This window comes from Desulfobacter vibrioformis DSM 8776 (genome assembly GCF_000745975.1).
In the GTDB taxonomy this organism is placed as follows: Bacteria; Desulfobacterota; Desulfobacteria; order Desulfobacterales; family Desulfobacteraceae; genus Desulfobacter; species Desulfobacter vibrioformis.
This window is the reverse complement of the sequence record NZ_JQKJ01000008.1, coordinates 97,288-115,726: the sequence shown is the minus strand read 5'-3', so window position 1 is coordinate 115,726 and position 18,439 is coordinate 97,288. Positions and strand designations below refer to the sequence as shown.

The 18,439-nt window shown below is 55.0% G+C and carries 12 protein-coding genes and 1 pseudogene; 3 read left to right on the top strand and 10 right to left on the bottom strand.

The features are described 5' to 3' along the window. Window positions 1-100: 100 nt before the first annotated feature. From Q366_RS06440 to Q366_RS06430, 3 genes and pseudogenes are all read right to left on the bottom strand, one after another. Window positions 101-3,211: pseudogene (locus tag Q366_RS06440) on the bottom strand (efflux RND transporter permease subunit). Beyond that, window positions 3,208-4,350 carry an efflux RND transporter periplasmic adaptor subunit gene (locus Q366_RS06435; protein ID WP_035237413.1) on the bottom strand — a complete coding sequence of 381 codons (1,143 nt, stop codon included), beginning with the start codon at window positions 4,348-4,350 and terminating at the stop codon, window positions 3,208-3,210. Before Q366_RS06435 ends, Q366_RS06440 begins: the two are co-directional and overlap by 4 nt. Then, window positions 4,347-5,726, bottom strand: coding sequence for a TolC family protein (locus Q366_RS06430; RefSeq protein ID WP_035237412.1), 1,380 nt, complete (start codon window positions 5,724-5,726; stop codon window positions 4,347-4,349). Before Q366_RS06430 ends, Q366_RS06435 begins: the two co-directional genes overlap by 4 nt. A 313-nt stretch (window positions 5,727-6,039) precedes the next feature. Between Q366_RS06430 and Q366_RS06425 the strand changes: the two genes are divergently transcribed. Both Q366_RS06425 and Q366_RS06420 read left to right on the top strand, forming a co-directional pair. Beyond that, on the top strand, window positions 6,040-6,723 hold the full coding sequence (locus tag Q366_RS06425; RefSeq protein WP_035237411.1) for a response regulator transcription factor: 684 nt from the start codon (window positions 6,040-6,042) through the stop codon (window positions 6,721-6,723). After that, window positions 6,707-8,029 carry a sensor histidine kinase gene (locus Q366_RS06420; protein WP_035237410.1) on the top strand — a complete coding sequence of 441 codons (1,323 nt, stop codon included), beginning with the start codon at window positions 6,707-6,709 and terminating at the stop codon, window positions 8,027-8,029. The genes Q366_RS06425 and Q366_RS06420 overlap by 17 nt, the downstream gene beginning before the upstream one ends. 188 nt (window positions 8,030-8,217) lie before the next feature. Here Q366_RS06420 and Q366_RS06415 read toward each other — a convergent pair whose 3' ends face one another. The 7 genes from Q366_RS06415 to Q366_RS06385 form a co-directional block, all read right to left on the bottom strand. Continuing rightward, complete coding sequence (locus tag Q366_RS06415; RefSeq protein ID WP_035237409.1) at window positions 8,218-11,349, bottom strand: efflux RND transporter permease subunit; 3,132 nt, start codon at window positions 11,347-11,349, stop codon at window positions 8,218-8,220. Continuing rightward, complete coding sequence (locus Q366_RS06410; RefSeq protein WP_051957863.1) at window positions 11,346-12,590, bottom strand: efflux RND transporter periplasmic adaptor subunit; 1,245 nt, start codon at window positions 12,588-12,590, stop codon at window positions 11,346-11,348. Before Q366_RS06410 ends, Q366_RS06415 begins: the two co-directional genes overlap by 4 nt. Window positions 12,591-12,605: 15 nt before the next feature. Further along, on the bottom strand, window positions 12,606-14,051 hold the full coding sequence (locus Q366_RS06405) for an efflux transporter outer membrane subunit (RefSeq protein ID WP_169742938.1): 1,446 nt from the start codon (window positions 14,049-14,051) through the stop codon (window positions 12,606-12,608). Between the two features lie 26 nt (window positions 14,052-14,077). Continuing rightward, window positions 14,078-14,626, bottom strand: a complete 549-nt coding sequence (locus Q366_RS06400; protein ID WP_035237408.1) for an RNA polymerase sigma factor — start codon at window positions 14,624-14,626, stop codon at window positions 14,078-14,080. Then, window positions 14,626-15,090 (bottom strand): periplasmic heavy metal sensor, encoded by a 465-nt coding sequence (locus Q366_RS06395; RefSeq protein WP_035237407.1) that lies wholly within the window; start codon window positions 15,088-15,090, stop codon window positions 14,626-14,628. The genes Q366_RS06400 and Q366_RS06395 overlap by 1 nt, the downstream gene beginning before the upstream one ends. Then, window positions 15,090-15,500 (bottom strand): anti-sigma factor, encoded by a 411-nt coding sequence (locus Q366_RS06390; protein WP_156968125.1) that lies wholly within the window; start codon window positions 15,498-15,500, stop codon window positions 15,090-15,092. Before Q366_RS06390 ends, Q366_RS06395 begins: the two co-directional genes overlap by 1 nt. Window positions 15,501-15,668: 168 nt before the next feature. Then, window positions 15,669-16,217, bottom strand: coding sequence for a Smr/MutS family protein (locus Q366_RS06385; protein ID WP_035237405.1), 549 nt, complete (start codon window positions 16,215-16,217; stop codon window positions 15,669-15,671). A gap of 94 nt (window positions 16,218-16,311) precedes the next feature. Here Q366_RS06385 and Q366_RS06380 point away from each other — a divergent pair, with 94 nt between their 5' ends. Next, on the top strand, window positions 16,312-18,291 hold the full coding sequence (locus Q366_RS06380; protein WP_035237474.1) for an RNB domain-containing ribonuclease: 1,980 nt from the start codon (window positions 16,312-16,314) through the stop codon (window positions 18,289-18,291). Window positions 18,292-18,439: the final 148 nt, after the last annotated feature.

The following is an 18,439-nucleotide window of genomic DNA, read 5'->3' as shown; positions in this document are numbered from 1 at the left end:
GTTTTTATCTCAACGGCCCTTCTGACGTCGAAACCCCAGCCAGGCACAGCCACAACATGTTATGGCTGTGCCTGGCTGGGGTTATATTTAATGCTCTCGATCAGGAACGCCCTGATGTAAATGCCTTGACCCCATCCCTGACGTCGTAGGCGATACGCATGAGCACCGGGATGATCAGCAGCGTGATGCCGGTGGCAAACAGCTCGCCGTAGGCCAGGGAGACAGCCGCCGGAATCAGATACTGGGCCTGTTCCGATGTTTGGGTCAGCAGGGGGAAAAGCCCGCAAACCGTGGTGGCCGTTGTGAGGAATATGGCCCTGAATCGGCTGGTTCCGGCCATTCTCAACGCCTGGCCCACAGGTGTACCCTCTGCCAGAAGATCGTTGAACCGGGTGAGCATCACAAGGCTGTCGTTGACCATGATCCCAGCCAGGGCCAGCATGCCGAAAAACGAAAGTACGCTTAGGGGGATTCCCGCAATGAAGTGTCCGACCACGGCTCCGGCAAAGCCGAAGGGAATCACGGACATGATGATGACGGGCTTCCAATAGGATTTTAGGGGAACCGCCAGGAGGGCGTAAATCAGCATGAGCACCATGGCAAGCGCCTTGAAAAGCCCGCCCCTGACCTCTCCCTCCTCTTCCAGCTCCCCGCCAGGCAAGACAGAGGCTCCGGGAGCGGCGGATTCGATTTCAGGGAGGACCGCTTTTTGCACGGCCTCGAACACGCCAGCCGCGCTGATGCGTTCTTTATCCAGGGCGGCCTTGACCTCGGCCACCTGCTGGCCATTTTCCCTGCGGATATAGCCGGAAGACAGCCGGGATTCAATCCGGGCCACCATGGGCAACGGAACCAGGGAGCCGTCCATAAGGCTGATGCGGGTGTCTAAAAGCTGGTGAATGTACCGTCGCTGACACTTTGACAGGACGACCTTGAGTTTGACCTCGTCGTCCCCCTTCTGGAATTTATCGATTTCAACTCCGGCAAAGGCCGCCCCGACCTGGGCCGCCAGGTCTGTCGGGGTCAGTCCCAGGTGCCGGGCCTCGTCCTTTAGCCGGAGCCGGATTTCAGATTGCCCGCCAGCCAGATCATCCCGGATGTCATACACGCCTTCGATCCCTGTCAAGCCCTTCTTTACAAGCGCTAGGGCCCGGGCAAGCCCCTCAGGGCTCCTGGACGAGACTTTGAGGACAAAACCACCGCCTGTTTCGGCGTTTCCGCTGAATTTGATGCTTTCTATCCCTTCAAGGCCGGATGTCCTTTCCCGCCAGGCCGTCAGGAGATCCATGGTCTTGACGGTCCTTTCATTCTGGGGCTGGAGTTCGGCATAGATTTCTATGGCGCCGTTGTCTTCAACGGAGGTCATGATTTTTCTGATGGGTGGCTGATCTGCTGTGTTGGCGTCCGTGAATTCCCGGTTCAGCCGATCTGCCGCATCCTGGATGATGCCGGCGTTCTTCTGAGCCAGGCTCGCGGGCATTCCTTTTTCCATACTGGCTGAGACCATGATGACATCCCCCGGGATATCCGGGAAGAACACGGTTCTGACAAGGTCCATGCGCACCAACCAGCCTGCGATGAGCACAAGGAAGGCAAAGAGTGTCAGGGCCGTGTAGCGGTGAGACAGACAGATGTCAAGCAGCGGCGCGTAGATCCGGGTGTTGACAAAGGAAAGGCCTTTTGCGGCCAGGTGGCGGAGCTTGTCAAACCCTTTGGAGATTCTGTTTGTGGCTTTTTGCGGCGCCATGGAAATGGCGACCAGGTGGGCGGGCAGTACAAGCTTGCTCTCCACCAGGGAAAAGAGAAGGGCCACACAGACCACCATGGAGAAACTGGCCAGGATCTTGCCGAAGTCGTTTTGGATGAGCATGAGGGGGTAGAAGGCTGCAACTGTGGTCAGTGTACCGAATACCGTTGCCACGGACACCTTGTGTACGCCCAGAACAGTTCCTTTAACCGGATCTGTCACGGTTTTTCTCGTCTCATACACGCTTTCGCCCACCACCACGGCATCGTCCACCAGAATACCCAGAACGATGATCATCCCGAAGGTGGTGATGTCGTTGAGGGAGTAGTTTAAAAAGGATTCGCCCATGAGCGCCAGGGTACCGGCGATGGAGAAGGGAATGCCCATGGCCACCTAGAAGGCCAGCTTGAAATCCAGGAACAGGGCCAGGAGGGCGAACACGATGAGAAGCCCCTGCCAGGCATTGGTCTGGAGCAGCATCAGGCGGTTTTTCATGTATATGGAAGAGTCTCCCCAGATGTCCAGATGAACGGTGGGCGGCAGCTGTTTTTTCAGCCGGTCCACCACCTCGTGGGCGGCACGGCTGACCTGGATCATATGGCCTTTGTGGCTCGTGTAAAGCACCATGCCCACGGATTCCTTTCCCTGGAAAAGAGCCTTCACCTCGGTTTCTTCGTATCCGTCCACAATGGCGGCCACATCTCTTAAAAACACTTTGGAACCGTCCTCTTCCGCAATGAGGGGGAGGGATGCAAGCTGATCGTAAAAATTGAGCTTTGCATCGGACCGGATGATGATCCTGGCTTCGTTGCTTTCAAGTTTTCCAAAACCGGTCTCGGACAGGTTGCGGGAGACGATTCCTGCCACCTGGTCCACGGAGAGATGGAAGGCCTTGAGACGCTCGGCATCCAGTTCGATACGCATCTCCCTTCCTTTTTTTCCGAAGGTGTCTATTTTCGAGATTCTGGGATGGGCGGTCAGTTCCTGCTTTACCAGCCGGGCCGACTGCTGGAGCACGGTGTCGTCCACATCTCCCGAGACCTGGACCAGCAGCACAAACCCCTTAAACTCATCCACGCTGACGATGGGGCGTTCGGTCTTCTTGGGGAAGTTGGCAATGCTGTCCACCCGGGTTTTGACATCGCTAAGCAGGCGGAGCATGTCGGCTGAGGTTTCTTTTTGGACCAGGATCTGGGCGCTGTTTTCCCGGGACAGGGAGATGACCTTTTTGACCCCTGCCAGACCTTCCAGGGACTTTTCCACCTTTCTGGAAACTCCGGTATCCACCTGTTCGGCACTGGCATCGGGGTAGGAGATGTCAATGGAAATATAGGACGGGGGGATCTGGGGAAATCCTTCGATGCGGATGCCTGTAAAGGTGAGAATCCCCCCTGCCATGACCAGCAGGGCCAAAAGGTTTGCGGCCACGGGATTTTTGGCAAACCATTGGGTCAATGCGTTCATCTTAACTCGCCTCCATCCTGAATGACGGGGCTCACCTGTGTGCCGGCAATAAAAGACGGCGTCGGGGTCACCACCACTTGCAAAGGACCTTGGTTCTTCTGTGCTTTGATAAACACCTGGCCTTTTTCATAAAAAACCGGTTGGGCAGCCAAAGTCTTTAGCCGGTTCTCCTGATCCACCAGCCAGACCAGGCCGTCCCGGGTCAGGGCGGATTCGGGCAAGGCAAGGAGGGGTTCATTTTCACTGCCCTGAAGATCTGCGATGACAAACATACCCGGAACCAGTCCGTCTCTTTTTCCCAGAGGGATCAGGTAGAACCGCCTCAACCGGGTCTTCTTGTCCATCATCTGGCCGTCTCTGACGACTTTCCCTGTCCAGGTCTTGCCCGTGGCCGGATTCTGAAGGACGGCGGCCGCTTTTTCCCACTGCCCCAGGGTATGGGTCTGGGCTTCATCCAGGGTCACTGAGATCTCCAGGTTGTCAGCGCTTAAAACCGTCAGTAACCGGTCCCCGGAAAAAAGGGTTTCTCCTTTGTTGACAAAGCATTCAGCCACAAGGCAGTCATAGGGCGCCGTGATCCTTGTCTGGTCAAGATCGTTTCTGGCCTTGTCCATGTTTTTTCGGGCCAGGTCCGCTTTGGCCTGTGCCGATTTTACCTGGGGCAAATGAAACACCAGAGGGGAGGCGGGCGGCTCCTTGATGCCAGCTCTTTTCCAGTTGGCCCTGGCCTGATTGGCTTCCTGTTCGGCCCGGATCAATTCCTCCTGTGCGGCCGCAAGTTCCATCCGGGCCCGGGCCAGGCCGGCCTGGTAGTCTGTGGGGTCAACCTGGAGAAGGGTGTCACCTTTGCAAAGCCTTTGCCCCGGTTGAAGGGCATCGTTGATGGTAATGATACGACCTCCCACCTGGGTGCGGAGAACAGAGGTCCAGCGGGCCGTCACCTCTCCGTATACCCGAATGACAGAGCGACGTTCTGCCGGGGTAACCTGGCGGACCGTGACCTGTCTGGGCGAACCAGGCTGTTTTATTTGAATTTTTTCGGACGGTTTCATGGTGTAGAGTCCAAGGGTCCCAGCTCCGCAGGCCGCGGCCATTAGGCAGAATATGATCCATTTTTTCATGGAGTTTGGCAGTTTCATTTTTCCTTCCTTTCCATTACACCGGTTCCCAAGCTCAGGGCCATATCGATCCGGTTGACAACTCTTTGTGCTTTGATATCAATAAGGCCGGCCATGATATCCAGTTCCTGGTCCAGGGCGGTATGAAGTGCCTGGATGTCGGATATTCCGTCCCTGAAGCGTCCCTCGTAGTATTGCCTGTTCTTTTCAGCTTCTTTGCGGGCCAATGTCAGGTGAAACAGGCGTTCCTTTAAAATGGTTTCCCGGTAAAAGGTGGTTTCAGCCTCTTTCATCGCCAGGAGTACCGTCTGGGCATAGTCTTTAAATGCGGCCTGGGCCAGGGTGTCAGCCGCCCGGGCCTCATCCCTGAGCTTTCCTGCATTGAACACCGGCATTAAAAGGCTGCCCACAGTTTCCCATGTGATGGGGGAAGAGGAGAGTCTGCCCAGCCAGGCATTGTCTTTGAAAATATCTGCGGTCAGGGTAATGGCAGGCAGCCGTGCCTTGTGGCTGGCCCCAGCTTCCTTGACTGCGGACTCATAGGCCTTTGCCGCGGCAAGGATATCGGGGCGGTTGGCCAGGATGGCAGCCGGGACACGGGGGGAGGGCAGGGCCACGTCTGGCAGTCGGTCCGGCAGGTCCAGGGCGGCTTTTGGGTACCTTCCCATCAGCACCTCAAGGTCCCTGAGGGAGGCGTGAAGCGCCTGCCCTGCCTGGGCCAGGTCTGACCGGGCGACCAGGGTCTTTGACCTTGCCGCAGCCATCTCGTCCAGCGTACCGATTCCTGCATGGAACCGGGTCAGAATGGTCTGCCCGATCTTTTCGTAGAGGGCCACCCGTTTTTCCTGGACTGCCAAGGCCATCTGTCTGGATTTGGCAATGAAACAGGTCTGGAGCACCCTGGCAGCCAGGGAGTCCATGGCGCGCAAAAATCCGAACTGTTGCCCCTGGAACGCCTCTTTCCTGGCGTCGTGCAAGTCGGCCAGCCTCCCCCACAGATCCATTTCCCAGCTCAGGTTCAGGCCGACCCGGTGGCTGCCCTGAACCTGCCGGTCCAGAGATCGATTGTTCCGGTTACCGGTATAGCCGGCATCTAGTTTCGGCAGCATGGCGGCTTCCGTTCCGGACAGCAGCAGGCCGGCGGCTTTAAGGCGCAGGGCCGTGGCCGCCAGGTCCTGATTGTTTTCCAGGGCCTCGTCAACCATGGCGCTTATCCTTTGATCCCCCACGAGGTTTAGGAGATCGGCAGTGATTTTCAGGTCCGTTATCTCGGGGGCCGCCGTAAGCCGCTCGGGCAAAGGCTGCAATTGGAGCCGTTCAGGTTTGTTACATACGAGACAACCCTGGAGCGTTATCATGCCCCAAAAAATCATTATCCATATGATATGGCGGTTCATTTGATTTCCTTCCTTTTTCCAGCAGTTGAAAAAGGAGGGTAGGCCATGGCAGGTTAAGGCCGGGTTAAGAAAAAAACGCAATACCGCAAAACTCACCCGAAAAGGATTGAAATCGGTTATTGGCCCAAGCAGTGAGAGAGTTCGAACTGCATCAATTACGGGCGAAAGTGACAGTCCGCCGAATGGCAGCAAATTCAAAAAAGGTGAGTTTTGCGGTATTGCAAAAAAACACCATGCGAACGGGAATGGATTTTTACAAAGCTTTCCTGTACCTTGAAGCGAGGTAACCCTTATTGACCTCGGAGGTAAAGCGATGTCTCTTTTTTTACTCCTTGTGGAGGATGACTTTGATCTTGCGGCCACCGTTGTCCAGTACCTGGAACTGGAGGGTATGATCTGTGACCATGCTGCTTCAGGAGAAGCCGGTCTGACCCTGGTGCGCGAAAACGACTACGACATCTTGATCCTGGATATTATGCTGCCGCGGCTCAGTGGAATAGATGTCTGCCGGATCCTGCGGGATGAGGGGCGGGATCTTCCCGTCCTGATGCTGACAGCACTGGATACCCTGGACGACAAGACAGCAGGTTTTTCCTCGGGCACGGACGATTATCTAATCAAGCCCTTTGATATGCCCGAACTGGTTATGCGGGTCCGGGCCCTTGCCCGGCGTAGAAGCGGTCAGGCCAGGCTGCTTTCCGCCTGTGATCTGACCTTGAACGTGGATACCAGGGAAGCTGTCAGGTCCGGCAGGAAGCTGGCCCTCACCCCCACAGGATGGGTGCTCCTGGAAACCCTGACCCGTTCCAGTCCGGCTGTGGTGACACGGCAGCGGCTGGCCCAGGCGGTATGGGGGGACGATATTCCTGAGACCAACAGCCTGAAGGTGCATCTGCACAACCTGCGGCGCGAGGTGAACAAAGATGGGATGCCGCTGCTTCACACGGTTCCAGGCCACGGATACAGGATAGGCCCCCCACATGAAACAGTCTCGTAAACTGCGACAGTATATCGGGATTCGACTGGGGTTGCTGACCCTGATCATGATCGGCGTGTACAGCATCCTGGTTGAGTTTTCCCTGGTCAAGGGTATGGAAGAGACCGCGGCCTTTAACCTGCGGCGGACCGCAGCGGATTTTGAGCGCGCTTATAAAGCAAACCCGTCCACACCCCTGCCGGAATGGTCCCGACTCAAGACCTACCTGGGGGAAAGGGACTTGCCGGAATGGTTCAAGGCCAGGTTTTCTCCGAAATCCCTTGAATCCGGAAAGCTGCTCACCGAAGAAATCGTTCTTGAAGACAACGGCTCGAGAGAAGGCCTGATTTTGGCAATGGCCTGCGACCTTTTTGACGGAAGGCGGCTCTATCTCATCGAAACCTACATGGAGCAGGACGATATTCCCGGGGCGTTCCGATACTCTGAAAACCTGGACATCCTGATCCTGGCTATTGGCATCGGATTTATCCTTCTGATCTTCATGGCGGTCCGGGCGATTTTCCGCAGGGTTTCCGCTTCACTGGAATCCCTTGCAGACTGGGCGGGCGGTCTGACCCGGGAGAGCCTTGAAGAGCCCAGACCCGGTTTTGCCTTCAGGGAAGTCGACCAGCTTGCAGATCTGATCCAAAACGCGGTCCGGGATCTTCATCAGGCCCTGGTCCGGGAGCATTTTTTCCTTCGCAGCGCCAGCCATGAACTGAGGACTCCCATTGCCGTGCTCAGGTCCAACATGGATCTTCTGGAGCGTCTGAGGCCTGATTTGGACGACGGGGAAAAGGCGGTTTATCGGCGTATGGACCGGGCGGTGAACACCATGCGCCGTCTGACCGAGACCCTGCTCTGGCTTAGTCGGAAAGATGAGAACATCCCTGTGTCCGAGCCTGTGGATATCGGCAGTCTGGTCAATGATCTGGTCGAGGAAAACCGATACCTTCTCAAGGGGAAACATGTGGAATTACAAGTGCATGCGCCGTCTGTTTTGGTTGCCATCCCCAAGGCCGCCTGCCGTATCGCCCTGGCCAATTTGATCCGGAACGCCTTCCAGTACACAAGCCTTGGAACCGTTGAGATCCGGGTTAAGCCGGATGCCGTTATCATCACCAATACCGGGCAGGTCATTGGTTTCCCCGGACCGAACGAGGCGGATTTCGGCTTTGGCCTGGGCCTGATCCTTGTATCACAGATCGCCCGGAAACTGAATCTGGCCTATGAGAACGGCTCGTTTCCCGGCGGACATAGAGCGGTGCTGCATCTGCTTTGGGACGATGATTCCAAAGCCGCCTGTCCTAATTCTGAAATTGGTTGAAATACTGCCAATTTTACCATGAAAATGTATTGCTACAAAAAAACACACGACCCCTTTCAGCGTTAAGAGTACTCTTTCAGCTTCTTTAAACTTCACAAAATTATGCTACTGTTCGATTAACTTTCTCCCTGAAGGTAGCCATATTATTTATTTCTCCGGGAAACCCGTTCTGGGCCGGGGCTGAACGCCTATTCTTCTATCCGGGGCACCTCTGACAGTGACAGCGCGTCCGGAACAGGTTCATACATCAACCGGGAGACATCCTCTGTCACCATGTACAAAGAGGGTACCATCACCAGAATAATGGCCGTGGCAAACAGCACCCCGAATCCCAGGGAGATGGCCATGGGGATCATCATCCGGGCCTGGCGGGAGGTCTCCATGATCATGGGCATCAGCCCGCCAAAGGTGGTCACCGTGGTTAAAAGGATGGGCCGAAACCGCTGGATGCCCGCGGAATGGATCGCCTCAAAACGGGATGCGCCTTCCCGGACCCTGCGGTTGGCGAAGTCAATGAGTACCAGGGAATCATTGACCACCACCCCGGACAGGGCCACCACCCCGAAAATGGAGTTGATGGACAGGGAGTATCCCATGATGATATGGCCAATCACGGCGCCGATGACCCCGAAGGGAATACTGACCATGATGATCAGCGGCTGGACATAGCTTTTGAATGGAATGCACAGCAGGGCGTAAATGCCGAACAACGCCATTAAAGATCCTGTCACCATGGCGCTTAAACTGTCCCGCATATCTTCCTGGTGACCGCCGAGACTCATGGTCAGGCCCGGGTATTTTTTCTGGAGTGCCGGAATGATCCCGGCTTTCACCTCTTTTAGAATATTTTCCGCCTGGGCCGGGGGATTGACATTGGCCGTCACCTCAATGTTGCGGCGGCCGTCGGTCCTCTCGATTTTGGTATATGCCCTGCCCGGGGTCATTTTCACGGCATCCCGCAGATAGATCTCTGCCTTGTCCGAGAGAAGCACCAGGTTTTCCAGGGTCGATTCGGTGATCCGCTCATCTTCTGGCAGACTGACCCGGATGGTGACCTCGTTCCGGCCCCGCTGCTGCTTTAACGCCTGGGCTCCCTGGAATGCATACCGGACCTGGTTGGCCACCTCCTGGGAGGTCAGCCCCATGCGCTCTCCCAAGGGGAGCAGCTGGATGTCGAACTGGCGCTTCCCCTGTTCTGACCCGTCGTCAATATCATGGACAATGGCATAGTCGGACAAGGCGGCAGCCAGCTCCTGGCCTGCGCTCTCCAGGGTCTGGGTGTCGGTGTGGGCCAGACGGATGGTCAGGTTCTTCCCGGAACCCGGCCCGCCCATGTTGGATTCAAACCGGAGGTTTTCAAGCCCGGCCAGGGCGCCTGTGGCCTGACGCCACAACGCCGTGACCCGGGATGTGGATATGGGGCGGACATCCTCTGATACCAGGTAGATCCTGGCGATGATGACATTATCGGAGACATCGCTCAAAATACCGACAGCCAGTTTTTCCCCTCCGTTTTTATCGATCACCGTCCGGGCCGAGGCAATCAGCCGGTTCTCCACCTCTTTCAGCTTGGACTCCGCTGACCCGTAGGGCAGGGTGGCTTCACAATAGGCATAGTCTGATTCGCTGCGGGGAAACATCTCAAGCCCCATCCGCCCGGAAAAGATATATCCGCCCAGGGCCGCCATCAGGGCAAGGCCAAAGGCGATCACGCCGTAGCGCCAGGAGAGCATGAATTTCAAAAAACTGCCGAACTGGTTGCGGACAAAGGATTCAAAGGCATTGCTGAACTTGCCCTGCCAGCGTTCCAGGTGGTTGAACGGCCACATGGCCTGGCTGCGGGTACGGTGGGCCAGATGGGCCGGCAGAATAAACAGACTTTCCACCAGTGAAATGCCGAACACCGATGCCACCACGATGGGGATGACCTTGAATATTTTCCCCATGAATCCGGGAACAAACAGCAGCGGCATGAACGATACCAGGTTGGTGAGTACGCTGAACACAACGGGCAGCGCCACCTCCCTGACCCCGGCAATGGCCGCCTTCAGGGGCGGCAATCCCTTGGATCGCCAGTGGTAGACATTTTCACCCACCACCACCGCATCGTCCACAACAATACCCAATGTGACAATGAAGGCAAACATGGAGATCATGTTAATGGAGACATCCGCCGCAGAGAGAAAAAGAAACGAACCGATGAATGAAATCGGAATTCCCAGGCTGACCCAGAAGGCCAGCCGGATCTCCAGGAACAGGGCCAGGAATATGAAGACAAGGGCCAGCCCCTGCAGGCCATTGCTCATCAACAGCTCGGCCCGCTGGATATAGGTGTTTGACCTGTCCTTGAGAATGGTCAGGTGAAGCCCTTTGGGAAGGGTGTGGTTCAGTTCATTGATGATCTCTTTTGCCGCCCCGGCCACCTCGGTGGGGGTCTGATCTCCCACACGATAGATGTCGATCATCACGGACGGGTCGCCGTTGAAGTTGGCCCAGGTGTTGGAATCCTCAAAGGTCTCCTCTACAGTGGCCACATCTCCCAGAAGCACCCTGGAACCGTCGGCCAGGGTGAGCAGCGGCACCCTGGCATACTGGGCCGCATATTCCCTGCGGTCCTTGACCCGGACCAGAATATCCCCGGCTTCGGTCTTCAGACTGCCGCCGCCCAGCTCCACCGATGCCTTGGCAATGGCGTCGGCCGCATCGCCCAGGGTGATGCCGTACCGCCGCAGCGTGGCCTGGGGAATCTCCACCCGGACCTCGTAGTCCTTGACCCCGGTGAGTTCCACCTGGGTAATGCGGGAATCCAGCAGCATTTTATCCCGGATGGCGTCGGCGGCCGAGCGCAGGGTCAGCTCATCCACACTGCCGTGAAGGGCCACGGTGAGAACCCCGCGCCGATGGCTGTTAATGGAGACCACGGGCTCTTCGGATTCCTCGGGAAAGGTGGTGATGGCATCAATTTCGCTTTTGATTTCCTGCCATACCTTGATTTCGTCAGCCCCTTCAACCAGATCCACCGTGACCCTGGCAGCGCCTTCCGTGGCATTTGAAGAGACCTCATCAATGCCCTCAATGTCCTCAAGAGCCTCTTCAACGGCCAGGATAATACCGTTCTCCACCTCTTCGGGACTGGCCCCGGGGTAGGCGATGCTGATGGATACCGAATTTTCTGTGAAGTCCGGGAATACCTCCTGCTTCAGGTTCAGGGCCATGAGCAGCCCGCCCACCAGGAAAACAAACATCAGCAGGTTGGCAATGACCGAGTTGCCCGCCATCCAGGCCACAGGCCCCCGGGTGTGTATATCTTGTGTTGTCATGATGGATCTCTTTTATTGTCGGAAGGGGCTGGTGTGAATTCACCAATCTTGGCCGGTTCCTGTTCAGTTGTTTCAAAGGTTTTGACAGCCATGCCCTGGACAGGGGTGGACAGGCTGGAAACCACCACCTGGTCGCCCTGATCCAGGCCGGTTTTAATGTAAATATGATCGGTTCCTTTCCATGCCAGAGAGACCTTGCGGATATCCAGGGTATTGTTGGTATTTACCCACACAGTGTCATTGTCTTTCAGCGCAGACCGGGGCAGCTGCACCACATTGTCCAGGGTGCGGCCGGAAATTTCCACATTCACATAGTCATTGAGCATCAGGGGCTGGCCGGAGATGTGATCCCGGATGCCCAGGGGATTTTGCACGGCAATGATCACCGTGGCCATGCGGCTGGAATCAGAGAGCTGGGCCTTGGCCTGGATCACCCGACCCTGCCATGTGCCCGGGCCGGACTGGGAACGGATGGTCACCGGGCTGCCCCCGGGAATGTCCAGGTCGATATAGGTCATCTGATCCAGCGGCACCACGGCTTCAATCCAAAACTCATCCGCACCGGCCAGGGTGACCAGATCCTCCTGGGTGCCCACGTAGGCCCCTTCATTAACGGACCGGTCCAGAATAATGCTGTTAAACGGGGCACAGATCCGGGTCCGGCTAAGGTCCAGTCTGGCCTGGATCAGATCAGCCTCTGCGCCGGTCACGTCAGCCTGGGCCTGGGCCAGCTGCGGTTTTCTCAATGCCAGGTCTGTCTTTTTGATGGTGCGCCGGGTCATTTCAGAGAGCACTTTGATCTCTTCCTTGGCAATGTTCTGGCTGCCCTGTTCAATGGCCAGGGCCGCCTTGGCATGATCCAGGGCGCTTTGGGCTTTCTTGACAGCCACCTGGTAATCAAGCGGATCAATTTGCAAAAGCGCTTCGCCCTTGGGCACCAGACTGCCCGGTGTAAACCGGTCACTCACCGACTGCACCATACCGGAGACCTGGGCTTTCAGCGTGACCTCCCTGGAGGCTTTCACGGTGCCCATGGCAGTGATCAGCACGCGTTTTTCCCCGACTTGCGCGGCCTGGGTCTCCACCATGGTGACCTCCCGGGCCGGGGTTGCTTTTTTCATGACAGGGGCCGTGGACTGGAAATAAAACCAGGCACCGGCGCCGCCGGCGATGATCAGCAAAGGAATAAAAAATTTTATGGCGTTACCGAAAAAGGTAAGTTTTTGGGGGGTGTCTGACATGGTTGTTTTCCGTTGTTATGAATTCTTAGAAGGTGTTTCAGTGGTATCAGCGTTGGAGAGTCCACGGGTCCAGTCCCCGCCAAGGGTCCGGTACAGGGTGACACGGTTTTTGATCAGGGTGGCCTGTTCGTCCACCAGCTGGCGTTCCAGGGCCTGGACGTCGATCCAGGCACTCAGGTAATCCAGGTAGTTGTCCTGGCCGTTCATGTACTGCAGATGCGCATCGTTCACGGTGATGCGAAGGGTGGCCAGCTGCTCCTTGAGCAGGCGGATGTATTCGGTCTGCCGCCTTTCCGTGGCCAGGCTGTCTTCCACCTCCTGGACCGCCTGGGCCACTGTCCGGGCATAGGCGGTGAGATACTGGTCAGCTTCGGCCTTTGCCCGGTCCACCTCGGCGGATCTGGACCCTGCATCAAACAACGGTCCTGTGATGGAGGCGGCCAGGGTGGATACCCAGTTGGAAAACAGCAGATCCAAAGAAGCGCTGGAAAAAATTGCGCTGGCCGAAAGATCCAGGGCGGGCAGCCGGTCTGCTTTTGCGGCACAGACCTGCCAGTCCTTCTCATTTAATCTCAGCCCTGCGGCCCGGACATCGGGCCGGCTGGCCAGGAGGTCGGCGGGCAGACCGGTTTGGGGAAGCGGGATCAGATCGGGCAGATCGCTCTGGGAGATCCGGCCGGCAACAGCATCCCCTTTACCCGCAAGGCCCAGCAGGACAGCAAGGGCATTGAGCTGCTGGGCCTCCCCAAGCTGCAGCGGAGGCATAAGGGCCTTGGCCTTGGCCAGGACGTCGCGCTGCTGGGACACATCCAGGGCATCGGACTGACCATTTTCAAACCGCAGTTCCTGGAGGCTGAGCATCCGCTGGTTGGTTTCGATCTGCTGGTTCAGGATATTGATCTGCCGGCGCAGGGATAAAATGTCAATCCAGGCGGTTGCCACGTCTGCGGACACGGTGACTGCAGCGGCATCAAGATCTTCTTTTGTGGCCTGGTATTCGGTAAGCTCGGCCTTGTGCAGCGCATTGAGCCGGCCCCAAAGATCCACTTCATAGCCGGCGGAAAGCCCTGCGCTGAACTGTTTGGCATCTTCACTGGACCGGCCCTTTGCATCGGTTTTGATCTGTTCACGGGTGGTCTGGGCCGATCCGCTGTAATCTATGGTGGGGGAGAGGTCTGCCCCGGCTTTCCGGGCCGCGGCCTCGGCCTGACGGACCTTGGACAGTGCCGTGCGGATATCAAAATTGCCGGCCAGGGCCTGCTGGACCAGGCTGTCAAGCTCTGGGCTGCTAAAGGAGTGCCACCAGGTTCCAGGTCCAGGGTCTTTGTCTGTATAAAGGGAAAACCCGTGGGGCATGGCAATGGGGGCATCCTGCCGGAGCCCGGGCGTTAATGTGCTGCAACCGTTGAGCACCAGTGCGGTGAGACTCAATGCAATGATTGTTTTTACGGGGTGATTCAAAAGGGTTCTCCAAATAGTTTCCATAGTTATCTGTTTTTTGACAGGGTTAGCTTTAAATCCCGTCTTGCCCGGAACAGCAGCGACTCCACCGCTCCCCGGGAAATATCCATGGCCGTTGCGATCTGATGATAGGGCATCTGTTCAACATGGCGTAAAAGAATAGCCGTGCGCTGGTTGACCGGCAGTTTTTCCACGGCGTCTTCAATGGATTTCTGGGTCAGCGCCCCTTCAAGCAGGGTCAGCGGGGTATCCAGATCCGGGGTTTCGGGAATTTCATCCAAAAGCTCAGGCCTTTTTTTTCGGAACGTGTCAATGCAGATATTCCTTGCAATCCTAAGCAGATAGGTCCGCAAAGAGGATTGTTGCCTAAACCGTTCCGCGGTTTTGAAAAATCTTAGGAATACTTCCTGGGCGGCGTCTTCGGCCTCCTGGGGATGGTTCAGCATGCGCAGGGAAAAGCCGTACACAGCATCCTGGTGGCGCGTCACCACCTCGGCAAAGGCTTTTTCGTTGCCCCTGGCCACCAGTCTGGCAAGCTCAGTGTCATCCAGACGGTTTAAATTAAAACCGAACATTATCCCTTGTGGCTGGGGTCTGATTTCTTGGTTGCCAGAATACGCCGGAAAAAATAAACACCTTTTTCCTCTCCCAGTATCTGATGCAGTCTGACAATATGGGATTCAAACAGCTTTTGTCTTTCCCGGTAAAGACGGTTGGTCTTTTCAAACGTCCCATGAAGCAGTTGTTCGTCAAGCGGCAAGGTATTAGACAAAAAGATCAGGGTATCCTTTTTGGCCTGGCGAATCTGGCGGTTGACGATCTCCACCTTTTTTTTAAATTCGGTCATATTTTTCAGAAGTTCCGTTTCCTGGGCCTTTGGCAAGGCCATCTCTTCCACGATGGTCGTCAGTTCTTTCCAATGTCGCTCATCCCTGGGTTCAGGATGAATCCAAAAATGATGGCAGGCAGCCATGACAACAAATCCAATATTCAGGGCCACGGAAAAAATGATCAATATTCGTTTAAAGGCGGTATTCATCAATAATAGCCTCCGTCATCGGATAAGGCAAGATAAAGGGCTGCCGAAGAGGTGGTGTTGTCCGAACTGGTGCCCAGGCTGGTGCCCAGTACCGCCCCGAATAACAGCCCGGCCATGGCCATGCCGCAAACCAGCCCCCGCCAGGTCAGGGAGAGGTGGTGCCACCACTGGGTCATATCCACGGATTCCATGCCGGCCCGGGCGGCCCGGCAAACCTGCCGGGAAAATCCCTCTGGGGCTGATACGGCGCCCAGACCGTCCAGGGCACGGATGAGCGCTTTCAAAGAGTCGGCCCGGGTCCGGCATGCGGGACAAGCCCCCAGGTGGCCTTCCAATGCCACAGCGTCATCCTCTGGTATTTCATGGTCAATCCAGGCCGTTAAACGTATTTGAACCTGTTTGCACTCCATATATTCCTCCCGGCAGACACGTTCACCTGCCAATAATGGTTTCTCAATAAATACTGACGCACAATTTTCCTGTTCCCTGCGCGATGAATTAAAAAAAATTCCAATAATCAACTGCGGGAGTTAGGAGGCAGATGAAAAATTTTCAGGGCAAGGTGATGGCCCGGTTATTTAATCATCAAAACGTTTAAGATAAACCAGCACAGAACCGGATTTTGATTTCTTCCTGCCCTCCCATTCATACGCCAGGACAATATTTTCTTTTTTCATCTCCTTTAAAAGGTCCTCCACCACATGGGGAAGCACAGGGCCGCCTTCGGAGTGAAGCCCCTTGCCCACAATAATGCGCAAGGTAAAAAAACCCTGGACATGGGCATTTGAAATAAAAGACCGGGTCTTGACCCGGGCCCCGATGGCGGTGAATCCGTGGAGGTCAAGATCAGCTTCGGGTGGCGGGTAGCGCTTGAGGCGGCGTTTGAGGGGCATGGGCTTAGGCGCATGGCGGGGAGGACAGTTCTGTTTCAGGAAGGCTTCCAGCAGGGTTGAAAAATCCGCTTCAGGTTCAGTGTCTGCCGGTGCCTGTTCAGCAGTCTTATCAGCTGAAGCTTCTTGTTCATCCCTTAAAAATGCAGATAAAAAATCTTTGTCCGATGCCAGCTTGGGCAGATCATTTTTCCGCTTTAATTTTTGTTTATTTTTCCTGATATTTTTGTTTGTCATAACAGCTATTTTACTTAAAAAAAAGGGTATCTTCAAGGTTCAGTATTTGTTTGCCGGATTTGACTTTAATACACCTTCCTGTTATTGTCCCAGCATGAATATTGGCAACATTGTTGAATATATAGACCAGCAAAAAATTATATCTGCGGTTATCTTAAGTGAGGCAAAAGGAAAACTTCGGCTGCTCAATGAGAACAGCCGGGAAGTCAGCTTTTCCGAGAAACGTCTGGCACATATCTCCGAGGCCGGATTGGATACTGGACTTTCCAAAACAACCCTGGTCTCTCACCTGCAACAGGTGACTGAAACCCGCAAAAAACTGTCTGAGTCTATAAATATCCGGGATTTATGGGAAATTCTCCATGATGACCCCCAGGAAATTGATATTTCCGCCATGACCTTATTCTGTTTTGATCCGCCCTTGACCCCGGATCATGAAGCAGCTGTTATCCGGGCCTTTTTCAATGACCGCCTCTATTTCAAATTTAACAAAGTAATTTTTTTACCTTTCACAGAAGCGCAGGTGGAGGCAAAAAAACGTCTGATCAGGGAAGAAGAACGAAGAAATGCCCTGATCACAAAAGGTGCAGCCTGGCTGGCCCGGCTCCGGGATCAGGAGGATGTCAGTGCGGCACCCGACCCTGTTCTCCTCAAAATTTTAAAGGACTATTATATTTTCAGCAATGAGGCTGAAAAAGCCTTTATCGCAAAGGATATCATTAAAAAAGCCGGGTTAAGTTCCCCTGACCGGTTGTTCGAGCTTTTTGTAAAAGCCGGTATCTGGGATGCAGATGAAAACCTGGATCTGTTATCCCTGCAGATCCCCACTGCATTCTCAGCCGAGGTGAATCAGGCTGCCGATCACCTGTGCAAAACAGCCCCCCTGGTATTTGACGATCCAAAACGCAAGGATCTGACCCATCTGCCCTTAATTACCATTGACGGCCAGTCCACCCAGGATTATGACGATGCCATCAGCCTTGAAATAACGGAAAACGGTTATCGGCTGGGGATTCATATTATTGATGTCGGGGCCTTTATTCGCAACGGGGATGCCATTGATCTGGCCGCCAGGGAGCGCGCCTCGTCCATTTACATGCCTGATGACAAACTGCCCATGATTCCGTCAAGCCTGTCCGAAGATCTGTGCAGTCTCAAGGAAGGCCAGTTGCGGCCGGGGGTTTCCACCCTGGTACACATGAACCGCTTTTTTGAAATCCAGGACTATCAAATTGTTCCATCAGTGATCAAGGTCCACCAGCAGATGAGCTATACCGAGGCCAATATTGTAAACGGTAAAAACGACCCCATCACCACCCTTTACAAAATGGCAACCGTACTGCGGGAAAAGCGTCTCAAGGCCGGGGCCATCCAGATTACCCTGCCCGAGGTCAATGTGTGGCTGGATGAAAATAAAAATATACATTATACAAAAGTGGACCGGGAAAATCCGTCTCGGATGCTGGTCTCAGAGATGATGATTCTGGCCAACACCCTGATGGCCGAATTTTTAAAAAATAACGGCATGCCTGGGGTATTCCGGTCCCAGACGCAGCCCAAACAGCGTATTTTCAAGGGTATTGAAACGGAATTGATGCCCAATTTCCTCCAGCGCAAACAATTAAGCCGGGCGGTGATCACCACCCATGCCGAGCCCCATGCAGGCCTTGGGGTACCTGCCTATGTTACGGCCACCTCCCCCATCAGGCGCTACCATGACCTGCTTACCCAGCGCCAGATCAAGGCCATATTAGGTATCGGCGTCCCTTATTCATCCCGGGATCTTGAGGATATTCTTGCAGCCATTTCCGTGGCCGTATCCAATACAGGGCGCATCCAGGCAATCCGTAAACGCTACTGGCTGATCAAATACCTGCAGGATTTCAAGGGAGCAAGCTTTGAAGGCCTGGTGCTTGATGCATACAGAGACCATTACACCGTTCTGCTCAAAGAGTTCATGCTTGAATCCAGGCTGCCGGCATCCGGACTTAAACTCAAACCCGGGGACCAGATCCAGGTGACGATCCAGCATGCAGATGCACGGCGCGGCCAGTTGACATTATTTGCCGTCTGAAGCGAAGCCCATTCAATGTCATAAAGTTAAGAAACTTTTCAGATTAAAACCACGAAGTTCACGAAGTTTAGTACTCTAATATCTTCGTGAACTTCGTGTTCTTCGTGGTACAATACAATCTCAATGCTTAAGTTTATGGCATTGACTT

What these genes read in the sequence shown, in the direction of transcription:
- Q366_RS06410 (WP_051957863.1), bottom strand. Translation starts at nt 12,590, where the DNA reads ATGTCAGACACCCCCCAAAAACTTACCTTTTTCGGTAACGCCATAAAA.
- Q366_RS06425 (WP_035237411.1), top strand. Translation starts at nt 6,040, where the DNA reads ATGTCTCTTTTTTTACTCCTTGTGGAGGATGACTTTGATCTTGCGGCC.
- Q366_RS06430 (WP_035237412.1), bottom strand. Translation starts at nt 5,726, where the DNA reads ATGAACCGCCATATCATATGGATAATGATTTTTTGGGGCATGATAACG.
- Q366_RS06435 (WP_035237413.1), bottom strand. Translation starts at nt 4,350, where the DNA reads ATGAAACTGCCAAACTCCATGAAAAAATGGATCATATTCTGCCTAATG.
- Q366_RS06415 (WP_035237409.1), bottom strand. Translation starts at nt 11,349, where the DNA reads ATGACAACACAAGATATACACACCCGGGGGCCTGTGGCCTGGATGGCG.
- Q366_RS06380 (WP_035237474.1), top strand. Translation starts at nt 16,312, where the DNA reads ATGAATATTGGCAACATTGTTGAATATATAGACCAGCAAAAAATTATA.
- Q366_RS06390 (WP_156968125.1), bottom strand. Translation starts at nt 15,500, where the DNA reads ATGGAGTGCAAACAGGTTCAAATACGTTTAACGGCCTGGATTGACCAT.
- Q366_RS06400 (WP_035237408.1), bottom strand. Translation starts at nt 14,626, where the DNA reads ATGTTCGGTTTTAATTTAAACCGTCTGGATGACACTGAGCTTGCCAGA.
- Q366_RS06395 (WP_035237407.1), bottom strand. Translation starts at nt 15,090, where the DNA reads ATGAATACCGCCTTTAAACGAATATTGATCATTTTTTCCGTGGCCCTG.
- Q366_RS06420 (WP_035237410.1), top strand. Translation starts at nt 6,707, where the DNA reads ATGAAACAGTCTCGTAAACTGCGACAGTATATCGGGATTCGACTGGGG.
- Q366_RS06385 (WP_035237405.1), bottom strand. Translation starts at nt 16,217, where the DNA reads ATGACAAACAAAAATATCAGGAAAAATAAACAAAAATTAAAGCGGAAA.